We start from the raw sequence: 23727 nt of genomic DNA, 5'->3' as shown, positions 1-23727 counted from the left end.
ATCACGACAATCATCACAATAGTCATCATGAATCCTCATCAGACACGTCAGGATATGCCAAAGAAACAGGCTTCACAGAATACCGTGTGCAGGGCCTCTCCTGCCCCAACTGTACCCGTGAAATGCAGGAGGATATTCAGAAGCTGCAGCATGGCCAAGGCGCACAGTTAAGCTACAACAGCAGCAGGCTGCGGGTTTCAGGCGAGATTGACCTTGGCTCTGTGGAACGTATTCTGAAAAGCGACGGTGCCCGCCTCGTGATGCAATTGGGCCCGCAATCGGACGCAGAAAACGATCCGTACAGCTCTGGTACAGGATCATCCCATGCTCATGGCCATGAACACGGTCATGGAGAAGGCAGGCTGATGAAATGGCTGCTGTCCATCTCCGCACTGCTGTATTTGGCTGCCTTTTTCCTGGAGGACAAGGTGCCCGGTGCCGTGCTAGTGTCGGCCTACGCGGCAGTTATGGTGCTGAGCGGACATACAACGTTTATCCGCGGACTGCGGAACCTGGGCCGGTTCAAGTTTAATATGGACACCTTGATGACGGTCGCTTTGATCGGTGCCATCGCGATCGGAGAGTGGCGGGAGGCTGCGCTGGTTGCCATTCTGTTCGGAGTCAACGAAATGCTGGAAGGCTACGGCATGAACCGGGCGCGCCAGTCGCTTTCTGCGCTGCTTGATGCAGCTCCGAAAGAAGCTGAACTCCTTCGTGATGGCGTCACGGTACGTGTCCCGATAGACAGCCTGTCTCCCGGAGACATTGTACGTGTACGCCCAGGTGAGAAAATCCCTTCAGACGGCATCATCGTGAAAGGTGCCGGTGCCATCAATGAAGCAGCCATCACCGGCGAGTCTGTCCCGTCGTCCAAAGAAACCGGAGCGGAGGTGTTCGGCGGCAGCATCAGCACCGATGGTCTGCTGGATATCGAAATTTCAAAAGCGTATCAGGATTCCTCCCTGGCCAAAATCATGCATCTGGTGCAGGAGGCACAAGACAGCAAGACGCCGACAGAACTGTTCATCGACAAGTTTGCCAAATATTACACGCCGGGAATCATGCTGATCGCCCTGGCTGCCGCCATACTGCCACCTCTGCTCTTCGGGCAATCATGGACGACATGGCTGTATCAGGGGTTATCTATTCTCATCGTGGGCTGTCCCTGCTCCCTTGTACTCTCTTCGCCCATCGCGCTCGTCAGCGGCATGACCCGGGCTGCCCGGCTCGGTATCCTTGTGAAAGGCGGGATACACATGGAGCAGCTGGGACGCTTGGAGAGTATCGCTTTTGACAAAACAGGAACCCTGACCCGGGGAGAGCCGGCTGTCATCACAGAGATTGTCTACGATCCGCAGTTTTATGCCGTAGCTGGCTCGATGGAACAATCCTCTCTTCATCCGTTAGCTTCCGCGGTGATGAGATATTTAGCCGTTAAACGCCCCGATCTTCAGTATATGGATCCTCATCAGCCTGCCGTACTGCCCGGAGAAGGGATCACGGCTGAACTGAACGGAAGAGAGTACTGGGTGGGAAGTGATGCCGTATTGCGTCATGTCCAGCTTTCTCCGTCGGAACAGAAAACGGTGGCGGCCGACATTGACCGACTGAAACGTCAGGGATATACGTTGATCGCCGCAGCAAGCCGTGATCGGGTCCTCGGCCTGTTCGGTTTGGCGGATGAGATTCGTCAGGAAGCAGGGGATGTTGTAACAGCTCTGCACCGGGAAGGGATCGTGAACACCGTGATGCTGACAGGCGATCACGCCCAATCCGCTGCCGCCATTGCGGAACAGTCCGGCGTCCGCAGCTATTACGCATCTCTATTGCCCGAACAGAAGGTAGAGCATATCCGCTCTCTGTCTCGTTCAGGCCGAACCGCGATGGTCGGTGACGGCATTAACGATGCTCCTGCACTCGCAGCCGCTGATCTTGGCATCGCCATGGGCAAAGGGACAGACAGTGCCATTGAAACCGCTGATGTGGTCCTTATGCAGGATCATTTGGGCCGGCTGCCGGCTGCGATCTCTATTGGAAAAAGAGTGAATACGGTTATTCGCTGGAATATTGCCATCTCCTTATCACTGAAAGGAATCGCGCTGCTGCTCACCATTCCCGGCTGGCTGACCCTATGGATTGCTATTCTGTCCGACATGGGGGCAACGATCCTCGTTACACTGCTGGGACTGACCATTTTATGGGGAAAGAAGCATCAAGGAATACCAAGAAAAAGGCTGGAGGCATGAACGTTGAAACAATGGATCAAAGATTTCAAAGCATTTGCGCTTAAAGGAAACATCCTGGAGCTTGCGATTGGTGTAATTATCGGAGCAGCTTTCGGCAAGATCGTCACATCTCTTGTAAATGACCTGCTGATGCCCGTACTGGGGCTGCTGCTCGGAGGACTCGATCTTTCGGCACTGCAGTATACTTTTAATGGCGTGGAATTAAAGTATGGAGCGTTTTTGCAGACGGTGCTGGATTTTGTGATCGTGGCGTTTTCTATTTTCATGTTCATTAAAGGACTCAGTCTGCTGAAACGCAAAGAAGAAGAGAAGGAAGCCGCAGCACCTGCTGTACCGGAGCCTACCAATGAGGAGTTATTACTTACAGAAATCCGGGATTTGCTTCAACACCAACGTGAAGATCAGCGAAACCGTCCTTAATACACAGCATAAAGGGGCCGCCCACAAGATCCTGGATCTTATGGGCGGCCCCTTGTTAATTTTTATACTTCCAATGCCTGCTTGATCTCTTCCGGCGAGTCATTCCACCATTCTTCATTCTTGGCGATCAGCAGCTCTTTCAGCGCTGTCTTCTCTGCAGCTCCCAGTCCGTCCACTATAATTTTGCGTTTCAGGGCTGCATCGAGCTTGTTCACATGATCGGCAAGGATCTTCCATCCGCGTTTGTTCTCTTCATCAATGAGCATCTCACAGGCGGTCATGCCGCCATAATGCTGACCCTCTGCGGTACGGTCCACTGCGACCCATACGATCCACACCTGACGGCCATTCGGCACGTCCTCACGGTTTGCGGAAAATTTGATGCCCCGCTCCACCTTGCTCTTGGCATGCATAGCCCCGATTTCAATCTTGGCCTCCCCGCGGTCAATCACCACTGGCGATACGCTGTTCAAGTCGATGGAGCCGGCTCCAAACCCTTTATGCTTGCTCTTGCTGTTTATGATATTCAGAGCAATTTGTTTCTTGCCCTGCGGTTCCTGATTGTCCATGTATGAAAACCTCCTGTATATAACAGCGGAAAACACTGATTTTGGGCGTTTGGATCAAAGCCCAGCCCGTAATTTTATTTTAACTAATAATCACCCGATTGCAAACATATACATGCTGTAGATGCTTGTCAACGGGAGGTTATTCAATATGGTCCCAACACGTGCCAAAATTTATCTTTCATCTCTTCTTGCCCTGCTTACCTTGGCAGGATCCATGATACTGCTGCAGAATCAGCATGCCTCCGGGCCTGTCTTTGGCCCAGAATCGGGCAAGCCCCCCGCTGCAGCGAAGGCGCCGCTGTCACCGCCCAAAGCCCAGCATGATATGCCTGCTCCCGCGCTGAGCACAAGACTTGTTGAATATCATATGGATGTGCGATTGGAGCCGGAGGAGAACAAGCTGAAAGGAAAGCAGACCCTCACTTGGACTCATCCGGGAAAAAAAGCAGTCACTGAGCTTTATTTTCATTTATACCCGAATGCATTCGCCTCCAAGAATACGACCTTTATGAAGGAATCCGGCGGAAAGCTCCGCTCGGATATCATGCCGGAAGATGGATTCGGCGCCATGACCATCACGGGAATCAAGACGACCGAAGGACTTTCACTAATTCACCGGCTGCAGTACGTTCAGCCCGATGACGGCAATATCCATGACCAGACCCTGGTGAAGCTCCGTCTGCCCCGCCCGGTCAAAGGCGGCGAAAGCATCACACTGATCATGGAGTTTGAAGTGGATATGCCCAAAATATTCGCACGCATGGGGACAGCAGGGGATTTCGTCATGGCCGGCCAGTGGTTTCCTAAAGTGAGTGTATACGAACCGGCAGGAACCCGCGGGCAGAAGGAAGAGGGCTGGAACCTGCATCAATACCACGGGAACTCGGAGTTCTATTCGGATTTTGGCATCTACAGTGTACGAATTCGGGTGCCCGAAGATTATATTGTAGCGGCAACCGGATTCCCGACCAAAGCGGCTGCGAAATCAAACGGGGAGAAAATTTACCACTTTTATGCCGATGATGTGCATGATTTTGCCTGGGCCGCTTCGCCGGATTTCATTGCCGCTGAAGAAGCTTTCTCTGCGCCCGGAGTGCCGGGGGTTCGCATCAAGCTGTATCTCGATCCCCTGCATCAGCATTTGAAAGACCGTTATTTCGATGCTGCCAAGGCATCGCTGAAAGCATACAGCAAATGGTTCGGGTCTTACCCATACTCCACCCTGTCCATTGTCGTACCGCCGGAAGCGGGTAACGGTGCAGGGGGTATGGAATACCCGACACTGGTCACGGCTTTTGGCGCCAGCAGCGACTCTCCCGGATACGAGCTGGAGCGAACGGTCATTCACGAAATTGGCCATCAATATTTCTACGGCATGATCGCGAATAACGAATTTGAGGAAGCTTGGCTGGACGAAGCCTTTACCTCATATGCCGAGGAGAAAGTGATGGAGCTGGAGTATGGACTGACCTCGAATACAGCTGCGCAGGCGGCCTCGATCACCAAGCCGGCTCCACTGGCACAGGAATCCTGGAAATACGGCTCGCATGAGCAGTACGCTCGGAACGTGTATACCCGCGGCAAGCTTCTGCTGCAGGACATTGAGCGCCAGGTGGGAGAATCCGTGATGCACAAAATCATGCTCACGTACGCGAAAGCATACCGTTTTAAACACCCTGCAACATCGGATTTTCAATCTGTAGTGGAGCAGGTGACGGGGCAGTCCTGGCAGGACTATTTTGATCACTATGTGTATGGAGATGATATGGCTGACGTCGCCGTGCAGCATATTGAGGTCAAAAATACGGGCACCGAAGAAAAGCCTTCCTATACTTCTACCGTCACTTTAGTCAACCAGGGAGGACCCGTGACAGATATCCCTGTTACCTTTGCTTTTGAAGATGGGGCCAAGGTAGAGAAGGTGTGGGACGGCAGCAGCGAAAAGACCACATTCAAGATCACTTCCGGTTCTCCACTGATCTGGGCCATGACCGACCCTGAGTACACTTTGGTTCTGGAGAACAAGCATATAAACAACTATTTGAAGGCGGGTATGGATCCGAAGGTCGTCACACGCTGGAATTTAAGCATCACCAAGCTGGTGGAGACGCTGTTCGGCACCCTGTCATGGTAGGGGGAAGAACATGAGAACATTTGCAGGTCAAGGATGGGCCAGTTTAAAAGATCAGTTCTATGTCATCATCCTGCTGTTTATCTACCGGCTTCTATGGGGCTACTGCCTCTACCGCCTGGTAAAATCCGTCGTCATTCCCTTGCTGATGCGATTTCCTGATCCTGCTCCCAGTGAGCTCAGCAGGCTCCTCTACTTTTTTGAAGGCGAGATGGCACTTGAAGGGGGCGGAATACTGAATCATTATGTCTGGGTGCTGCTGGGCTTGCTGGTCCTCCGGATGATGCTGACTCCATTGATCCGGGCAGGCATTTATTATAATCTTCACAGGGAAGCGGAAGGCGAGCGAGGATTGTTCTGGTTTCAGGGCATGCGCCGGTTCTGGAAGCCGGTAACCCTGTTTTACCTCCTTGAGCTCATACTGCTCCTAGCTCCAGCAGGATGGCTGCTGCCTAAGATGCTTCAGCCTTTGATGTTGGCCGTTCGTGATCCGGCAGCGCTTCTTGAGCCTGCCCTATGGCTGGCGGCATGGGTGTTCTATGCTTGGCTGATTCGCCTCATCCTGCTTTATATGCAGTTTAGCCGCACTTCGGGAAATGGTATTTTACAAGCTGTTCTGTTGTGCCTCCGTCATTTTGGCAAAGCGATGTCCTTGTCTCTTCTCATCGGCGGTTCTGGTGCACTGATGCTTCTGCTTCTGAGCGGACTGTCACTATGGTGGGCCGGACTAGCCGGATTGATCCTTCACCAGGCTTCCTATTTCGTGCAAAGTCTGTTCCAGCTTTGGGGAATTACGTCTCAATATCAGGTATGGAAAGCCGGTTCCCGGCAGCATTAACAAGGATTTAACCCTTGTAAAGTAAAAAAATTCCCGATCCTTTACAGGATACGGGAATTTTTTTACGAAAAATCCATTCCTTTGTTTGCCAAAAAGTTAATACTCTGCTAAAATGACGAAAGTGATAGTAACAAATTTGTCATCTGCATGTCATAATTAAACGCTTACTGCATGTCGTTGGTCTTATATTTTCATCATCATATTATTTGTAAGAGCCGAATTTCCGGGTGTCCGGAAAACGGGGGATCCGTCTTGGGTGAATTGGCCTCGCAACAGAGGGGCCATAGGCAAACCTTCAACCGAACCCTTAAGCTAACCTCGCAGGCTTGGAAGGAGCTTTTCCATTGAAAAAGAAGTTAACAGCAATATCTCTCGGTCTTACACTCGCTTTGAGCATCAGTGCAGGAAGCGCTTTCGCGGATTCCAAACTCGACAGTGCCATTAAACCTGTGATTGGCGTCAGCTATAAAATGGGCGGTACGTCTACGAAGGGTTTTGATTGTTCAGGTTTTACAGGGTATGTGTTCAAGAAGCTCGGCGTCAGCCTTCCACGTGTGTCCTCTGCTCAATATAAAGTAGGCACCGCGGTTTCCAAGAGCAACCTGAAGGCCGGAGATCTCGTGTTCTTCAACACATCAGGCCGGGGTGTATCCCATGTTGGGATTTATGTAGGCGGCGGCAAGTTTGCCCATTCCTCATCATCCAAAGGAGTCACCATTACTGCTCTGAACTCCAGCTATTTCGCTAAGCGATATGTCGGAGCCAAACGCGTTATGAGTGCCAGCAAGTACAAGGCCGTCGCCGTAGATTACAACTAAATCATAACTTAACCAGTTTTCAATTCCGTCGCCTCGATGAGATGCCCACCATCTCTTCGGGGCTTTTGTTTTGTCTCTATTTCTATAAACGCATAAACCGGTCAAAAAGTTTGCTCTTTTTCAAAAGAAAATTGAAAAATTTCACATCTTCTTGTCCGATCTGCGTCTTACTGTTTTTATACCCTGTCTTCATAAATTGAAACGTATATTTCCAAAAAACATCATGTAACAATAAAAAAAAACGTATTGCTGTGTTCGTGGCCGCTGCCATTTGCGATCTCTTACTCCTTCTGTTAGAATAATCGACGATTCTAAATGGCTGCCATTTACCACAGCCTGGATCACAAAATTATAGGTTGATCCGACCTGGACATGATGAGGTGTATACAATGTCAATGTCCTACTCTCTGCCCCGGCTTCGTGCCGCAGACATGAAATTTGAACACGCTGCAGATATTTGCAGCTGGCGCTATCCGGAACCCTATAATATTTATGGCTGGCTTCCCTGGGAACAGATGGTCCAGCTTGGTGTTGAGTTCGGAGACACACATATTCGGGAACAGCAGTATATTTCCATTGTGGATGAACGAGACCGCCTGTGGGGATTTGCTCAGCTGTTTCCAATGGAGAATGTTATTCGGCTCGGGCTCGGGATGCGTCCTGATTGGTGTGGACATGGAATGGGTAAGCGATTTATGACAGCGATTATGGAAGAAGCGCTGAGACGGTATCCGGATCAAACAATTGATCTTGAGGTGCTGAGCTGGAATGAACGGGCAATCCGCACGTATCGCAAGGTAGGTTTCTGTATTTCCGATTGCTATGAGAAGTTAACTCCGTCTGGACCCGAGATGTTCTATTGTATGGTGTATACGCCAACGCTCACTTAGTATGTACGGCATACCGATGATGGAACCATCATCTAATTTGTCACAAATTTGTGTAATTTGGGTAGAGAAACGGCGGGATCGTTGCTTTTTTTGTCACAACTCCTATCCTGTCCTGTAATGATCGTTTATAATAGTAGCTAATGCAACATACATAGGAAAGGACGATATGACGATGCAAAAATGGATCATGAGCGGCATTTTCTTCTTTGCCTGCACGCTCGCCCTCGTGCTGCTGTTTACGCTTCCAGGAAAAGAAGAAGTAGCTGAAGACGCGAAGCCGACGATGCCTGAAGTTACGATGGATGCGGCCGCTGCGGAGGCTACTTTGAAAGCCAGCTGCATCAGCTGTCACGGTGATCAGCTTCAAGGCGGAGCAGGTCCGGCCCTTAATCAGGTAGGTGGACATATGGATGTAGATGGTATTTTTAGCGTAATTACAAAGGGTCGTAGCGGCGGAATGCCGGCATTCAAAGACCAGCTTTCCCCTGAAGAAATTGCTAATGTCGCCATGTTTTTGGCCGAGAAGAAATAATATATTTAACGCATGACGAAACACGCTTGGTCTGAGGACAGATCCAAGCGTGTTTTTTCATGGTTATTCTGTTGTGAATTCTTGATTGTGTACGTGCTTAGGACGGCTCTCCACTGTCATAATCGCGGCCTTTTTCATAAACCTCGTTAAACTGCTGCGCTTCTTTAATATCGACGGCTGTAATTCCGCCTTCATCCCAGGAGGTTAAGCGGAGGGTCACCGTTTTAAAATCGATCGTAATGTATGGATGGTGTCCGAAAGCTTCCGAAATCGCCGCCACCTCATCTACAAACGCAATGCCTTTCATGAAGGCAGGAAATGTATATTTGCGGATAATCCACCGCCCCTGTTCCAGCTCCCATCCTTCCAGCTTTTCCAGATGGACTTCAACTTCCTGCTGTGTATACAGCATGTCTATCTTCCTCCCCCATAAGCCTATCCGTTCATCCTATTATATCAAAGCTACGAAAGCCAGTTCCTCATCTCCAATCAGCACATTGATCCGATGCTGCTTCTGATCATGAATGACAACTCCGCTGCCCACCGCAATTAGCGGCTCTGTGCCGAGCGCATAAAACAAATCCTCAGCCAGGGCCTCATGCACCTCATTCTTCTCCTTCTCGCCTAAGTTCTGCCAATCCTCGGCATCCATTTCAAAAAACACATAGCTGTCTGGAATTCGTCCGACCGCTTCCGTAAAGTCAGTCAAAATTTCACCATAATCCCTTCCGTGCTTGACACCCATACCATTTCACTCCTTTTTTGGCCCTGTCCTTCTACTCTCGTTTCCCCTGTTTCTATTATACCGGAAATTACAGCTAAAAAAAAAAGGCCAATCTGACGATAAATAGGGTAGTGCGTTATACTTGGCGGCTTTCGTCCACGTGTAGCCGTAAAACGAATGGATTCGTTACTTATTTTCTCATGGATGAGGTGTGCTATGGAAATCGCAACAATTATAGGATTGATTCTAGGTCTAGTGTCAGTATTGGTCGGCATGGTCATTAAAGGAGCGTCCATTACTGCTTTAATTAACCCGGCAGCCTACCTTATCATTCTTGGGGGTACCGCTGCAACCATTTTCATCGGCTTTCCGATGGCCGAGCTCAAGAAAGTTCCCAAGCTTATCAAAATGACGTTCATCAAGCAAAATTTGATGGATAAAACCGATTTGATTGCCATGTTTATGGAATGGGCATCCATCACCCGGCGTGAGGGTCTGCTTGCGCTCGAAGCGAAAGTCGAAGAGATCGATGATGCCTTTTTGCGTAATGGCATGCGTATGATTATTGATGGTAACGACCAGGAATTTGTCAGTGATGTTCTGATGGAGGATATTAACGCTACAGAGGAACGTCACCGGTCGGGGGCCTTGATCTTCTCACAGGCCGGGATGTACGCTCCTTCCCTCGGGGTGTTGGGTGCAGTTATCGGCTTGATCGCTGCGCTCTCCGATATGAGTGATATGAATGCACTTTCCCATGCTATTGCTGCTGCTTTTGTTGCGACCCTGCTCGGTATATTTACCGGGTACGTGATTTGTCACCCGCTTGCCAATAAACTGAAGCGTTTATCCAAACGCGAGGTGGAGATCCGCCTGATGATGGTGGAGGGCCTGCTCTCTATCCAATCCGGTGTATCGACGATTGCAATCAGTCAGAAGCTGTCTGTATTCCTTACACCGACAGAGCGCCTGAATATGAGTGAAAGGGAGGCGGGGGCCGTTGAGCAAAAAGACTAGGCACGAGCCCCATGAAGAGCATGCCGACGAATCCTGGCTGCTGCCTTATGCTGATCTTTTAACGCTCCTGCTCGCCCTGTTCTTGGTCCTTTATGCGATGAGCGCCACAGATGCCAAGAAGTTTCAAGAGATGAGTGAGGCATTCAATACCGTGCTCAGCGGTGGTGTCAGCGTACTGGACTACAGCAACACTCAGCCCAGCAAGCAACCCGCTGACGAAGGGGTAAACAAAGCCATTAGTGCCGCTCCCGTCTCTGTTCCCAAGAAAGATGACAAGACGGCTCGGGATGCTCTAATGAAACAGGAACAGCAAGAGCTGGAAAACCTGAAGAAAAAGCTGGATAAATATATTAAAGACAACGGCCTTTCGACGGAGCTCAGTACGAAGCTGAATCATTCCCAGCTGATGATTACGATTCGGGATAATGCTCTCTTTGCCTCCGGTGAAGCCACAGTCAAGGATGATGCACGAAAGCTGGCCAAGGCCATCTCCCAAATGCTGCAGCAGGTACCGGCTTACGATATTATCGTATCAGGCCATACGGACAATGTACCGATGAACAGTGTCAAGTATCCATCCAACTGGGATCTCAGTTCTGATCGTGCACTGCAGTTTATGAAGATTCTTCTGCTGAACGAGTCCCTGGATCCGAAACGGTTTATGCCGATTGGCTATGGAGAATATCATCCTATTGCCACGAACGCAACAACCGCAGGCCGAGCAAAGAACCGCCGGGTTGAAGTATCCATCATTCGTAAATACCAGGACAATAACGCTTTTATTAATGCAACCAATACGAAGGATGAGAAGTAGCACATCTTATTGTACAGATTGCAAAAGACAAGGCGGTGCCAGGATACTTTCCCTGACACCGCCTTTTTTGTGTAATGTCCATGATACCTGCTTTGAGATCGGTGAATCCCCTATTAGGTCAGCTTGTAATCCAGCAGTCGCCCAAGCTCCGCCTTCTCCTCCGAGGATAAATCCCGCCAGGTTCCTGTCCTTTGACTCCCCAGCCGGATATTCATAATCCGGATCCGCTGCAGCTTCCTTACCTCATAACCGAATGCACTGCACATACGCCGGATTTGCCGATTTTTTCCCTCTGTGAGAATGATGCGAAACGTTCGCTCTGACATCCGTGTGACCGTACAGGGAAGCGTCATCTCGCCGAGAATTTTCACTCCGCTGGACATTCCCCTTATGAAAGACTCCGTAATCGGCCGATTGACGGTAACTACGTACTCTTTCTCATGCCTTCCCTCTGACCGTAAAATTTTGTTAACAATATCACCATCACTAGTCAGCAGAATCAGGCCCTCAGAATCTTTATCCAGCCGGCCAATCGGAAAAATTCGCTCGGAATGTCCCACAAAATCAACGATATTCTCCTTGATATGTCTCTCCGTCGTGCTCGTCACGCCAACCGGTTTGTTCAAGGCGATGTATACATGCTGCTGTTTCCTCTCATGAAGTCTTCGTCCGTTCACTCGGACATCATCACCCTCTTCAGCCTGACTGCCGAGCACAGCCTTCTCCCCATTGATCGTAACCTGCCCGCTCTCAACCAGCTTGTCCGCCTCTCGGCGGGAACAAAAACCGGTTTCACTTATAAATTTATTGATTCTCAAAACTGTATCCTCTCCATCTTCAGCTTGGTTTCTTATCTAAGATAAATCCTTTTCCTCCGCAGCAGGAAGAAGAATAGTTACCGTAGTTCCCTTGCCTTCTTCACTCTCAATTTCAATCGTTCCCTGATGAGATTGGATAATACGCTGACTCACCATAAGACCAAGCCCGGTACCCGCATCTTTATTCGTAATAAAGGGCTCGCCGATATGTGGAAGAAGCTTCTCCGGTATGCCAACACCAAAATCCGTGATATTCACTGCAATTTGATCTCCAGCTTGCATCGCAATATGGATCTGGACACTCCCGCCTTCAGGCATGGACTCCACTGCATTTTTAAGTACATTGATAAATACCTGCTTCAGTTGATTTTCTTCACAATGAACATAGGCCGGGCCATCCATGTGAGTAAGGTCAAATTCGACGCCATACAAATGTGCCTGGGTGTCGAGCAGTGACAGCACATCTTTCATTATATAACGCAAATCCTTCTTTTGATAATGTACAGCCTGGGGTTTAGCCAATATCAAAAATTCGCTGACGATCAGGTTAATCCTGTCAAGCTCGGACAGCATCAGTTCGATATGATTCGGCTCTGCCCGCTGTGTCTGTTTTTGCAGCTGTAAGAAGCCTCGTAACGTTGTTAACGGATTTCTGATCTCATGGGCAACCCCTGCTGCAAGCTGTCCGACTGTCGTCAGCTTCTCGGAGCGCCGCAGCAATTCCTCCATGCGGTTGCGCTCTGTGATATCACGCGACACACTGACCAGGGACGTTATGTGTCCTGCCTCATCGCGGATCGGTGAAGTACTGATACTCACCTCTATCCGGCTGCCATCCTTACGGATTCTCGTCGTTTCTACAGGCGCCAGCGTGTTACCCTCTAAAAGACGCTGCAGACGTCCTCTCTCTTCCTCTTGGAGCTTTTCCGGCACCATAGCAAGCTGACGTCCTACGGCCTCAGGAGCCTCCCAGCCGTACAGTCGTTCAAATGCCCGATTGACACTAATAATTCTGCCTTCGGTATCTGTTGTATGAATCGCATCCGCTGTCTGATTAATGACGGATTCCAAATATTCTTTAACGGACTGGTTTTCATCGATCATCTGTCTCAGCTGGTTCGTATAATGTCCCAGGTTGCGGGTCATCGTATTAATTCTTCCCGACAGCTGGCCCAGTTCATCCCGGCTTGTAACCTCCAGACGCCGATCAAAGTTACCGTCCGCCACTTCATTCACTGTCCGCAAAACCGCTTGAATCGGTCTGGTGAAATAGCCAGCAACGACATAACTGCCAAAAATCACAATCTCAAGCAGCACGAGCGAGATCGCGACCAGACTTGTTATTTGCTCTCTTAAAATCGAAGAAATGGCCTCGTAATCCATAACCACGCTTATCACATAAGTTGGATTGTCCTCAATTTGAATCGGAATAAAGCTCTTCATTACCTTTTTATCTTTCACCGTACTCACAAATACGACGCTTTCACCCGTGCTTACCGCTTCCTCAACAGCGGATTTGTCCTTCTCTGGGCTCCCAAACTGATAACTCCCAAATTTGATGGGACGGTTATCCAGCTTATAATGGACCCGGTCAGAGCCGTCATCTTCCATAAATGGCCCGCCGAATGTTTCAGGATGGATGCCAGTGACCTCCAAAATACGCGGATTGGCCAATATCGTTCGTTCCACCACGGTTTCCGGACTTGCAATTTTGCCAAAATCCTTAATGTCTGTACTCCGGATGAAAGGATCAATCATATAATTGCGCTCACCATCGTAATAGTAGCCCCACTTGTCGATGAATTCCGGACTGGATGTAGAGAACTCAAAGGGTCCTGACCAAAAATATTTGGCCTGCTGCCCTTGCTCAACAGAACGAACCTCCTTATGTTCAAAAAGCTCTTGAAACGCGGTATACCAATAGCCCCAGTACTTGGTTGATAGTCCGATCTCCTTAGGGTCTGATGATCGTGCAACGACAATATCATCATTGGTTTGAACTAGCAGGGAGATATGATTCACCCCAACCTCCGACGCAAGCTGGATCAGTTCATCGTTCGTGATGTTATCAATATCGGAGTCCAGCCGATCTGCAGTATTTATCGCCGCAGTCCGCAGCAGATCGCTGAATATTCCATCAACATATCTTGTGCTGTACTCTGTCTGCTCTACTGTGATCGCAATTTGTGAAGCTGCTATAACCATCTTGGCTTCACTGTCTTTTCGCAGATTTTCCTGGGTTGTATAAAAATTCAGCGCGATATTCAGCAGCAGAATAAACAAAACGGAAAGCGAAATAATTAAGGATAGCTTTGTTTTAATGGACAAAGGTATCAGCACCTTCTCTCTAGTCACACACAATATGAATAAGCATAAATATAGCATATCTTGTCATATTTTATGATAACTTTTGTGTGCCTGTTTGGAAAGACGTTTAATCCGTCTGCTTTTCCAATTAAGAATATTACAATATGTTCGCTATATTGCTAATGGCTTCAGCTTTCACTAGAATAAAGAGAGTCTATAAAGATGATAGATGTGAGATTCATTGTCCACAGATTGCTAACAAACACACAAGAAACCTGTGGATTATGTGTATAAATATGTGCATAACTTTTAAGTTGTGCACAATCATGTCCACAAGGTGTTAACAACCGAATGAATGTTCGCAGGATAATATGTGTTTTTAGGTCGTTGAAAGGAGAATCATGTTGATTTCAAATATCGATCTTTCCACCATTGTGGATAAAGAGAATCATGAGTATTGGATGCGTGAAGCCATGCTGGAAGCTGCCAAGGCTGAAGCTTTAGGTGAAGTTCCGATTGGTGCCGTCATCGTACGCGGTGATCACATCATCGGACGCGGATATAATCTGCGTGAAACCACCTTCGATGGTACCGCTCATGCCGAGATGGTTGCGATCCGGGAGGCCAGCCAATACCTTCAGGCTTGGCGGCTCCTGGATTGCCGTCTCTACGTCACGCTGGAACCTTGTCCGATGTGTGCAGGAGCCATTGTACAGTCCAGGGTCCCCCAAGTCATATATGGCACGACAGACCCCAAGGCCGGCTGTGCAGGCACTCTAATGAATCTGCTGCAGGAACCCCGCTTCAACCATCGTACCGAGGTTGTTTCCGGCGTGCTCCAGCACGAGTGCGCTTCTATGCTCACCCAGTTCTTCCGGCGACTTCGGGGTAAGGCTTAACGGTATCTGTACGTTTGTCTCGACTGTTTACTCATATTGCGATAAAAAAGACCCGGCCGTTTCTATACGGCCGGGTCTTTTTGGAAAAGTGTCGGTAATATTGAAAATTAATACGCGCTCATTTGATTCATGGACTCTTCAAACTCTTCCATGGTAATCACATCGTCACCTGCAGGAATTCCAATCTTGAAGGATTGTTCCTCATTGATTTTGCTGTACTGTGTGCTTCCTTTTACAGCAAGCTTAACGACTTCGTCTGTATCCGGATCTGTGAATTCCATATTCATCACAGCATCTTGATAGACAGGGAAATCATCTTTGTTTACAGCGGTATTGATGTTAAATGTGTTGATCTTCAGATATTTCTCAAGGTCAGCCATAGCTTCCTTGAACTCACCCTGATCCACATTGTTTACTTCTTCTTTCGCCATGTCGATATCTTCTTGCGTCAGGCCGAGCATTTCACGATACTCTTCCTTGGCTGCAATATCTACAATCTTAGGAGCGGCTTTATTTACCAGGATGTCCAGCGCGTCCTTTACGTTCTCATTGGTTATATAGAACTGTACGACCTGCTTAGCGTCTACACCTTCTGGAAGGTTAGCATCCTTTGTTTCGATCTGCTTGAAGTACTTCTCTTGATCGTACTCGCTCATCAGAGCGTTCAAAACTTCAGTAGCAAACTTCTGGCTTTTCTCAGCGTCCATCATTTCTGGATTGAATTCTTCACCAGCTTCAGCAGCCAGTTCTTTCAGATCCAGTTCTACGTACTTGCCTACAACGTTCTCAGGAAAAGGGAAAAATGCGATATTAGGCACTTTTACGTATAGTTTTTCAGCAGTCATCACCATGTCGATGTTAAAGGACATCGCCATGTCGCCCTTCAGGTTAATCCCCATCTGCATTTCCGTTTGCTGTGGTTCAGCCTGGTGAATACCTGTCAGCGTAAGTTCCGCGTTCTTCATCATCGTCACGGCTTGGTTTACGGATGGATCATCACCAGCCATGCTCACTTGCAGATCTTCAATGACAAAGCTGCTCTTCATCTCGTATGACTCCATCGTCATCGCTTTCTGTGCAGCATTCGTCATCGCTGTTTTTGGCTCTTCCTTCTTCGCAGCACATCCTGAAAGCACTACTGTCAGCACTAACATAATTGACAGCATAATCGTTCCGAACTTTTTGTTCATTATGTTTTCTCTCCCCTCAAAATCGAAAATCAATGTACCCAAAAATAACCGACCTTCTCATCATAAACCATTTCGTGAAATTGAGAAACACTTAATACCATTTTCGCAAAAAATATTTCCATACCTTTCCTTTCACAGAAACATTTCCAAGAAGGTTAACAGCAGCGTGCCCGGGTCAGGCTCACTTCATGTTATATACGAGACAGCTCCTTAATAAGTTTCATCTTTATGCAAATTTTATGAAAAAAAATTGATCTATGTACAATGATTCCGCTTCGTTTCAATGAAAAAAGCTCCCGCCAATGCGGAAGCTCTCATAAAAACCTGGAAATAATTGAAGAAACCAGCTAGGAGCCTTCTGGGTTAAAGTTGCCGGACTGCTTCGCGATTTTGGCACGGTGCGAACCTGTCATCGGCTCCTGATTGCCACCGGCTCCGTTGTTCTTACGTCTTCTTTGGGGCGCTTGCGCTTCCGGTACCGGAACGGATTTGGGCTTGCTCATGCGTATATTCCTCCCTTATCAAATCAAGACTACTGGTGCGTAATCTGCTGAAGCGCTTGAGCGCATTCATGGATATGACGGGTGTAGTCACCGGCCATCCCCTGGACGTTCTCGTTCCGCTCATCAATTACGGCACCTGCGCGCTCTACATCGACCAGCTTGACTTCCACCTCACGGGAATCGACATAGCGGCATTCGAAATCAAACGAATACTCCTGTCTTCCTGCCGATGCAATATGGATGCGCAGGGCTTGAGGATTCGCCATATCCGCTGCCACCTCTGCATGGTCTCCAGGCTTTAGAATGGTTGGAAGACGCTCCTGCCAGGCATTCACCAGATCATTCTGATTGACATTCAGCTCTGAATTCATTTTCTACACCTCCCCTTGTCTATAAAGTGCGGAGTCTCTGCAGCTTTTATACTTTGCAAAATATACAAAAAAACGCTCCCCGTCAGGGAGCGTTCGCATTGGTTATGTATGGCGGAGAGGATGGGATTCGAACCCATGTGGAGTTGCCCCCTAACGGTTTTCAAGACCGCCCCGTTATGACCGCTTCGGTACCTCTCCAAAAGCACAATAATTAATCACGTGCAATAATTATTGTACCATAATAACAAACAATAAAGCAACTACTTCTTGTCAATGACGCTGACATCCCTCATATAAGGTCTCAATACCTCTGGAACAATCACCGTACCATCTTCCTGCTGATAGTTCTCCAGAATCGCTGCAACAGTTCTGCCTACTGCAAGTCCTGATCCATTGAGCGTGTGCACGAATTCCGGCTTGGCCTTTGCTTCCGGACGGTAGCGAATGTTGGCACGGCGTGCCTGAAAATCGCCAATGTTGGAGCAGGAAGAAATTTCACGATACATTCCGCTTTCCGGCAGCCAGACCTCCAGATCGTAAGTTTTCATCGAACCAAAGCCCATATCTCCTGTGCACAAAGTCATCACACGGTATGGTAAATTCAGCAGCTGCAGCACCCGTTCGGCATCTGCGGTCATGCTTTCCAGTTCTTCGAAGGAAGCATCAGGGTGAACTACCTTGACCATTTCGACCTTATTAAACTGATGCTGACGAATGAGACCTCGGGTATCACGACCCGCTGCACCTGCCTCAGAACGGAAACAAGAGCTGTATGCAACATATCGTTTCGGCAGTTGATCACCATTTAAAATCTCGTCCCGATGGTAATTGGTCACAGGAACTTCGGCGGTTGGAATCAAATAATACTCCGAATCGCTAATTTTAAAGAGGTCCTCTTCAAACTTAGGGAGCTGTCCAGTACCATAGAGACTGTCCCGGTTGACAATATAAGGGGGCAGCATCTCTTCGTAACCGTGATCACTGTGCAGATCCATCATAAAATTGATCAGAGCCCGTTCCAGTCTTGCTCCCAGGCCTTTGTAGAAGGTAAAACGGGATCCCGTTACTTTTGCTCCGGCTTCAAAATCCAGAATACCAAGTCCCTGGGCAATATCCCAATGTGCCTTCGGTTCAAAATCAAAGTCTTTAGGTTCCGACCAGCGGCGAAGCTCGACATTATCCTCTTCCGAAGCGCCTACCGGCACACTTTCATGAGGAATGTTCGGGATGGCAAGCGTCAAATCAGAGATTTGCGACTCTACCACTCGTACTTCCTCATCCAGACTCTTGATCCGATCGGACACTTCACGCATTTCCAGAATTAAATCGTCTGCGTTCTCGCGGTTTTTCTTTAATTTCGCCACTTCGCCCGACACGGTATTGCGGCGGTTTTTCAAGGTTTCGCTTTCTTGCAGCAGCTCTCTGCGGCGTGTATCCAGCTGCGGGAACTCAGCGATCAAATCAAGTGACTTCCCCCGCTGCTTCAAGGCTTCTTCTACACGTGCAAAATCACTGCGTAATATTTTTACGTCTAACACAGGTAACCCTCCTAAGTAAAACATCCTCACAACGTCATTCTACTTATTTTATTGAATAATCATTAAAAAAACAAACTTGACCCTTAAAAGAGTCAAGCATGTTTCTGTTTACCACCATTTATAATTGTACAGCTGCCTTAGCTTCCTTGATCATGTCGGCAAAATACTGATGCAGCCGATAATCATCCGTCAATTCCGGATGGTAGGAAGCCGCTAACAGATGTCCTTGACGGGCTGTGACAATCTCGTCTTTATAGGTTGAGAGGACCTCTACCTCTTCACCGACCGTAAGAATTAATGGAGCGCGGATAAATACGGCCCGAACCGTCTCCTCAATACCTTTGACAGGCAAATCTGTTTCGAAGCTCTCACGCTGTCTGCCAAACGCATTACGAGCAACCTGAATGTCCATCAATCCCAGATGAGACTCTTCTCCACCTGCAATCTGTTTAGCAAGTACAATGAGACCTGCACATGTGCCGAAAACCGGTTTGCCCTGCTCTGAAAAGGAGCGGATCGGCTCCAGGAAATTGTACTTTCTCATCAGCTTGCCGATGGTTGTGCTTTCACCACCGGGAATAATGAGGCCATCAATATCCGAGAGCTGTTCCACCTTCTTGATCGGTACACCTTCTGCTCCGGTCTGGTTGATGCTGCGGATATGCTCGGCCACAGCGCCCTGAAGTGCCAATACTCCGATTTTCATAAGAGATGTCCTTCTCTCTTACCAGCCGCGATCCGACATGCGCTCGGATGGACTCAGCTTGGAGATTTCGATGCCCTTCATCGGTGTGCCCAGGTTCTTAGACACTTCGGCAATCAATTTATAATCATCATAGTGCGTTGTCGCTTCCACGATCGCGCGTGCAAACTTCTCCGGGTTGTCCGATTTAAAAATACCGGAACCCACGAATACGCCATCCGCACCCAGATGCATCATCAGCGCTGCATCTGCAGGAGTTGCGATACCGCCTGCAGCAAAGTTAACGACAGGAAGCTTGCCGTTCTCCTGAACACCTTTCAGCAGGTCGTAAGAAACGCCCAGGTTTTTAGCTTCTGCGTACAGCTCATCTTTGGAAAGGCTTTGCACTTTACGGATCTGGCTGTTAATCAGACGCATATGACGTACTGCTTCTACGATATTGCCTGTTCCCGGCTCACCTTTGGTACGAAGCATGGAAGCCCCTTCTCCAATACGACGGAGCGCTTCACCCAGATCTTTAGCACCGCATACGAACGGTACCGTGAAATCCCACTTGTCGATATGGAATACTTCATCAGCCGGTGTAAGCACTTCACTCTCATCCAGATAATCCACACCCAGTGACTCCAGCACTTTGGCTTCAACGTAATGACCGATACGAGCTTTCGCCATAACCGGAATGGAAACCACCTTCATGACTTCCTCAACGATCGTTGGATCTGCCATGCGGGCTACTCCCCCAGCTGCCCGGATGTCGGAAGGTACGCGTTCCAGCGCCATAACAGCCGTTGCTCCAGATGCTTCGGCGATTTTAGCTTGTTCTGCGTTCATAACGTCCATGATGACGCCGCCTTTTTGCATTTCTGCCATACCTCTTTTAACTCTAGATGTTCCTGTTTCCATGTCCCTTTGCCTCCCGAAAATATGTTAATTCGTAAGAAATTTACGTATGATCTAACTTCAAATTTTACTCCACGTGCAGCAAATATACAACCCATTTACTCGGGATTTATCAAGGTTTAGAAAAGATTCTTAATGGAATCAAACAAATCGGCAAAAAACTGCTGAATCGCACGCATAAACAGCTTAAACCAGCCCGCTTTTTCCGTTTCTTCGGCGGTAATCAGGTCTACTGTTGCTTTTTGAACATTCTTTACACCATCAATGTGATAACTGTAAGTTACCGTACCGACTTTGGTTCCTTTTTTCACGGGTGCGGTAATGGATGCTTGATCCAGTTTGGCTTCTACCGTAAAGCTTTTTCCTTCAGAGCCTTTAGGAACCATAAACGAAACCGGTTTATTGGTTGCAAGCTTCACCGATTTTTCCTTGCCCTTGGTAACCGGAGCCGTCTCAAAACCTTCCACAGTTGAACCGGTATCAACCACCTGTTTGGTTTCAAAATTGTTAAATCCATAATCCAGCACTTTACGTGTTTCCGTGAAACGTGAAGCTTTGGTTTCTGCGCCCATGACTACACTGATAAGCCTCATCCCGTCACGCTCGGCTGTACCGGCGAATGTGTTAAGCGCTTCTTCCGTAAATCCGGTCTTCATCCCGTCCAATCCTTCATAGGCAAAAGAACGGAAATTAGGCACGTCTTTATTGGCCTCCAGCATCCAGTTCAAGTTGATAATGGGATCGCGGTCACGTTCGCGGAATTTATAAGATTGAATCGTTGTATATTTGGAGAAATCCGGATGCTCCTGTACGATGAATTTCACCAGCTTGGCCGTATCCATCGCTGACATGACGGTTTCATCGGTTCCTTCCGGACGGAATTTTTCAGGCATATCCGCTATACTCAAACCAGTAGCATTAACAAAATGTGCGGTTTCCATCCCCATTTTTTTAGCGTAGTCATTCATCATTTTCACAAATTCCTGCTCAGAGCCGGCGATATACTCTGCCAGTGCCACAGCCGCATCATTGGCTGAACCCACTGCCATGGCGATATAAAGCTCCTCTACAGTATGCTGATCACCTTGCGCCAGAAATATCCGGGACCCCTGATTCTTGGAGGCATTTTCCTGCACCGTAACCACGGTATCCCAAGTCAGATTACCTTGTTTAATTTCATGCTGCACGATGTATTCTGTCATCATCTTGGTCATGCTTGCCGGCGGCAGCGCATTATCAGAGTTCATAGACAGCAAAACCTGGCCAGTTGTCGGCTCCATCAAAACGGCGGATCTCACCTGGAGACCTAAGGACTCCACACCTGGCACCTTGTCCAGCTTGTCCGGTTTCGGCGTTTCGGCCGCAGGCTTTTCTGTTTCCGATGAAGTTGTTGCTGCTGCTGGTTCTGCCAGCGCCGCTGCCGCAGGCAGGGCAGAAAAACATAATATATTCATCAGCATCACCGATGCTAGTGTTCTTTGTACAATAGGACGTTTATTTTTACGTTTAGGCTTGTCTTTCATCTCGTTCAACTGAAATACTCCTCTCTAACTCGTTTGCTCGTTCTATTCTATCACAAAAAAAGACAAGCCGGATAGATTTCATCCAGCTTGTCCTTTTGTGTTCATATTCTATTAAACAATAACCGTATGGTCTCTTATAATGAATAGTTAGGTGCTTCCTTGGTAATCTGAATATCATGCGGATGGCTCTCCCGCAGTCCTGCACCCGTGATGCGGATAAACTGGGTATCATTCCGAAGCTGATCCAAATTCTCAGCCCCGCAGTACCCCATACCTGAACGCAAACCACCAATCAATTGATGAATGGTATCGGCAAGCGGTCCTTTATAGGCTACACGGCCTTCGATACCTTCAGGAACCAGCTTTTTATCATCATCCTGGAAATAACGATCTTTACTGCCCTGCTTCATGGCTGACATGGATCCCATACCACGGTATGCCTTAAACCGGCGTCCTTGATAGATTTCGGATTCCCCTGGGCTTTCCTCCGTACCAGCAAACATACTTCCCAGCATAACCGCACTGGCTCCTGCAGCTATAGCTTTAGTAATCTCGCCAGAGTACTTGATACCGCCATCAGCGATGATGGGTACATTATATTCACGTGCAACGCTGGCACAATCATAAACTGCAGTTACCTGAGGCACACCGATACCTGCGATTACACGGGTTGTACAAATCGAGCCAGGTCCAATGCCGACTTTAACGACCGACGCACCAGCTTCAATCAGATCACGTGTAGCTTCACCTGTTGCCACGTTACCTGCAATAATGGTCAGATCCGGATATAGCTTGCGCAGCTTGCTTACAGCTTCAATAATATTAATGTGATGACCGTGGGCGGAGTCAACGGTAATGACATCTACTCCCGCTTTAACGAGTGCTTCAGCTCGATCAAACGTGTCTTTGGAAATACCGATGGCTGCCCCAACCAGCAGACGACCTTGTGGATCTTTGGCTGCATTAGGGAACTGGATCGCCTTCTCGATATCCTTGATCGTGATCAAACCTTTGAGAACATTGTGATCATCCACGAGAGGAAGTTTCTCAATTTTATGTTTCTGCAGGATCGATTCCGCATCATTCAATGTAGTTCCTACCGGAGCCGTGACCAGATTCTCACTGGTCATGACATCACTGATCGGGATAGAGTAGTCATGAACAAAACGCAAATCCCGGTTAGTCAGGATTCCGATCAGCTTATTCTCCTCATCAACAATGGGAACCCCGGAAATACGGAATTTGGACATCACCGACTCCGCATCCGAAACCAGATGGTGGGCCTTCAGTGAAAAAGGATTTGTAATTACGCCGCTCTCGGAACGTTTCACACGGTCTACTTCTTCTGCTTGCTGATCCACACTCATATTCTTATGAATAATGCCAATTCCGCCTTCTCTGGCAATGGCAATCGCCAATGGTGCTTCGGTAACGGTATCCATACCTGCACTAATCAGTGGAATGTTCAAAGTCACCGTATCGCTCAGTTTCGTGGATACATCCACTTCCTTCGGCAGGACAGCCGACTTTCTGGGAACCAACAATACATCGTCAAATGTAAAGCCCTCTTTACTGAATTTATCTTCCCACACTCGGGTTATTCCTCCTTTTGTCGTCTACCTGCGGACTTCATATTCTATCCGAGTCCTTCTGGACGTCATTTTCATGAATTTTGCAAAAATATATTATTGCCATCTTAGCAAAGGGTATATAGGCTGTCAAGGCATGAAACTTTCCTTTTTCAAGGGTGCATTTGAGCGCGCTTTCAAAGTAATCATAGAGAGATGGTTGTCCTTCATGAGTGGACACATGTTGTTTTGGTAGAGTTATTTTCTTAATAATATAAAAAAACGATGATGGATAATCCATCATCGTTTTTTTCGGTTGTTCGCTTGGCGGCGTCCTACTCTCCCGGGACCCTTCGGTCCAAGTACCATCGGCGCTGGAAGGCTTAACGGTCGTGTTCGGGATGGGTA

Annotated in this window: 23 protein-coding genes, 1 tRNA gene, 1 rRNA gene and 1 riboswitch; of the genes, 10 read left to right on the top strand and 15 right to left on the bottom strand. The window is 48.2% G+C overall.

The genetic code is table 11. The features are described 5' to 3' along the window. The first annotated feature begins 122 nt into the window (after nt 1-122). Both HII30_RS19265 and mscL read left to right on the top strand, forming a co-directional pair. Nucleotides 123-2246: a heavy metal translocating P-type ATPase gene (locus tag HII30_RS19265; RefSeq protein ID WP_169506703.1), complete on the top strand. Its 2124-nt coding sequence runs from the start codon at nt 123-125 to the stop codon at nt 2244-2246. Between the two features lie 3 nt (nt 2247-2249). Then, nucleotides 2250-2666: a large-conductance mechanosensitive channel protein MscL gene (gene mscL, locus HII30_RS19260; RefSeq protein ID WP_211184691.1), complete on the top strand. Its 417-nt coding sequence runs from the start codon at nt 2250-2252 to the stop codon at nt 2664-2666. Nucleotides 2667-2728: 62 nt separating this feature from the next. On the opposite strand, the gene HII30_RS19255 is transcribed toward mscL, so the two are convergent. Further along, nucleotides 2729-3235 carry a YwhD family protein gene (locus HII30_RS19255; RefSeq protein ID WP_169506672.1) on the bottom strand — a complete coding sequence of 169 codons (507 nt, stop codon included), beginning with the start codon at nt 3233-3235 and terminating at the stop codon, nt 2729-2731. Nucleotides 3236-3383: 148 nt separating this feature from the next. Here HII30_RS19255 and HII30_RS19250 point away from each other — a divergent pair, with 148 nt between their 5' ends. The 5 genes from HII30_RS19250 to HII30_RS19230 all read left to right on the top strand — a co-directional run bounded on the left by HII30_RS19250 (nt 3384) and on the right by HII30_RS19230 (nt 8444). Further along, on the top strand, nt 3384-5369 hold the full coding sequence (locus HII30_RS19250) for a M1 family metallopeptidase (protein ID WP_169506671.1): 1986 nt from the start codon (nt 3384-3386) through the stop codon (nt 5367-5369). 10 nt (nt 5370-5379) lie between these two features. After that, nucleotides 5380-6204, top strand: coding sequence for a hypothetical protein (locus tag HII30_RS19245; RefSeq protein ID WP_169506670.1), 825 nt, complete (start codon nt 5380-5382; stop codon nt 6202-6204). Nucleotides 6205-6407: 203 nt separating this feature from the next. Then, a riboswitch (cyclic di-AMP (ydaO/yuaA leader) is annotated at nt 6408-6545 on the top strand. Nucleotides 6546-6548: 3 nt separating this feature from the next. Beyond that, on the top strand, nt 6549-7022 hold the full coding sequence (locus tag HII30_RS19240; protein WP_169506669.1) for a C40 family peptidase: 474 nt from the start codon (nt 6549-6551) through the stop codon (nt 7020-7022). Between the two features lie 395 nt (nt 7023-7417). Beyond that, nucleotides 7418-7912 carry a GNAT family N-acetyltransferase gene (locus tag HII30_RS19235; protein ID WP_246246734.1) on the top strand — a complete coding sequence of 165 codons (495 nt, stop codon included), beginning with the start codon at nt 7418-7420 and terminating at the stop codon, nt 7910-7912. A 172-nt stretch (nt 7913-8084) separates the two neighbouring features. Continuing rightward, on the top strand, nt 8085-8444 hold the full coding sequence (locus tag HII30_RS19230) for a c-type cytochrome (RefSeq protein WP_169506700.1): 360 nt from the start codon (nt 8085-8087) through the stop codon (nt 8442-8444). 97 nt (nt 8445-8541) lie between these two features. Here the strand turns inward: HII30_RS19230 and HII30_RS19225 are convergent, their stop codons facing one another. Together HII30_RS19225 and HII30_RS19220 are read right to left on the bottom strand one after the other, a co-directional pair. Next, nucleotides 8542-8856, bottom strand: a complete 315-nt coding sequence (locus tag HII30_RS19225) for a 4a-hydroxytetrahydrobiopterin dehydratase (RefSeq protein ID WP_169506668.1) — start codon at nt 8854-8856, stop codon at nt 8542-8544. 39 nt (nt 8857-8895) lie between these two features. Then, the gene (locus HII30_RS19220) at nt 8896-9189 is read right to left on the bottom strand and encodes a hypothetical protein (RefSeq protein WP_169506667.1); all 294 of its coding nucleotides are present in this window, start codon (nt 9187-9189) and stop codon (nt 8896-8898) included. Nucleotides 9190-9384: 195 nt separating this feature from the next. Between HII30_RS19220 and motA the strand changes: the two genes are divergently transcribed. Next, complete coding sequence (gene motA, locus HII30_RS19215) at nt 9385-10185, top strand: flagellar motor stator protein MotA (protein WP_169506666.1); 801 nt, start codon at nt 9385-9387, stop codon at nt 10183-10185. Beyond that, nucleotides 10169-10999: a flagellar motor protein MotB gene (gene motB / locus HII30_RS19210; RefSeq protein WP_169506665.1), complete on the top strand. Its 831-nt coding sequence runs from the start codon at nt 10169-10171 to the stop codon at nt 10997-10999. Before motA ends, motB begins: the two co-directional genes overlap by 17 nt. A gap of 113 nt (nt 11000-11112) precedes the next feature. On the opposite strand, the gene rluF is transcribed toward motB, so the two are convergent. Beyond that, on the bottom strand, nt 11113-11817 hold the full coding sequence (rluF, locus tag HII30_RS19205; protein ID WP_169506664.1) for a 23S rRNA pseudouridine(2604) synthase RluF: 705 nt from the start codon (nt 11815-11817) through the stop codon (nt 11113-11115). Between the two features lie 36 nt (nt 11818-11853). Next, nucleotides 11854-14145 (bottom strand): PAS domain S-box protein, encoded by a 2292-nt coding sequence (locus tag HII30_RS19200; RefSeq protein ID WP_169506663.1) that lies wholly within the window; start codon nt 14143-14145, stop codon nt 11854-11856. Nucleotides 14146-14525: 380 nt separating this feature from the next. Here HII30_RS19200 and tadA point away from each other — a divergent pair, with 380 nt between their 5' ends. Next, nucleotides 14526-15023, top strand: coding sequence for a tRNA adenosine(34) deaminase TadA (tadA, locus tag HII30_RS19195; RefSeq protein ID WP_169506662.1), 498 nt, complete (start codon nt 14526-14528; stop codon nt 15021-15023). 107 nt (nt 15024-15130) lie between these two features. Here the strand turns inward: tadA and HII30_RS19190 are convergent, their stop codons facing one another. The 10 genes from HII30_RS19190 to rrf all read right to left on the bottom strand — a co-directional run. Next, nucleotides 15131-16213 (bottom strand): hypothetical protein, encoded by a 1083-nt coding sequence (locus tag HII30_RS19190; RefSeq protein WP_169506661.1) that lies wholly within the window; start codon nt 16211-16213, stop codon nt 15131-15133. Nucleotides 16214-16560: 347 nt separating this feature from the next. Next, the gene (locus HII30_RS19185; RefSeq protein ID WP_169506660.1) at nt 16561-16716 is read right to left on the bottom strand and encodes a small acid-soluble spore protein P; all 156 of its coding nucleotides are present in this window, start codon (nt 16714-16716) and stop codon (nt 16561-16563) included. Nucleotides 16717-16745: 29 nt separating this feature from the next. Then, nucleotides 16746-17087 (bottom strand): hypothetical protein, encoded by a 342-nt coding sequence (locus HII30_RS19180; protein ID WP_169506659.1) that lies wholly within the window; start codon nt 17085-17087, stop codon nt 16746-16748. A gap of 109 nt (nt 17088-17196) precedes the next feature. Next, nucleotides 17197-17285, bottom strand: a tRNA-Ser gene (locus HII30_RS19175). Nucleotides 17286-17347: 62 nt separating this feature from the next. After that, on the bottom strand, nt 17348-18625 hold the full coding sequence (gene serS / locus HII30_RS19170) for a serine--tRNA ligase (protein WP_169506658.1): 1278 nt from the start codon (nt 18623-18625) through the stop codon (nt 17348-17350). Nucleotides 18626-18743: 118 nt separating this feature from the next. After that, nucleotides 18744-19331, bottom strand: coding sequence for a pyridoxal 5'-phosphate synthase glutaminase subunit PdxT (pdxT, locus tag HII30_RS19165; protein WP_169506657.1), 588 nt, complete (start codon nt 19329-19331; stop codon nt 18744-18746). Between the two features lie 18 nt (nt 19332-19349). Beyond that, nucleotides 19350-20231 (bottom strand): pyridoxal 5'-phosphate synthase lyase subunit PdxS, encoded by an 882-nt coding sequence (gene pdxS, locus HII30_RS19160; RefSeq protein ID WP_169506656.1) that lies wholly within the window; start codon nt 20229-20231, stop codon nt 19350-19352. 116 nt (nt 20232-20347) lie between these two features. Beyond that, entirely contained in the window at nt 20348-21751 is a 1404-nt protein-coding gene (locus HII30_RS19155) for a D-alanyl-D-alanine carboxypeptidase family protein (protein ID WP_169506699.1), read from the bottom strand. Nucleotides 21752-21885: 134 nt separating this feature from the next. Further along, nucleotides 21886-23343, bottom strand: a complete 1458-nt coding sequence (gene guaB / locus HII30_RS19150; protein WP_169506655.1) for an IMP dehydrogenase — start codon at nt 23341-23343, stop codon at nt 21886-21888. A 298-nt stretch (nt 23344-23641) separates the two neighbouring features. Next, a 5S ribosomal RNA gene (gene rrf / locus HII30_RS19145) occupies nt 23642-23727 on the bottom strand; the annotation flags it as partial.

This window comes from Paenibacillus lemnae (assembly GCF_012933385.1).
Classification (GTDB): Bacteria; Bacillota; Bacilli; order Paenibacillales; family Paenibacillaceae; genus Paenibacillus_AQ; species Paenibacillus_AQ lemnae.
This window is presented reverse-complemented; position numbering and strand designations above follow the sequence as displayed.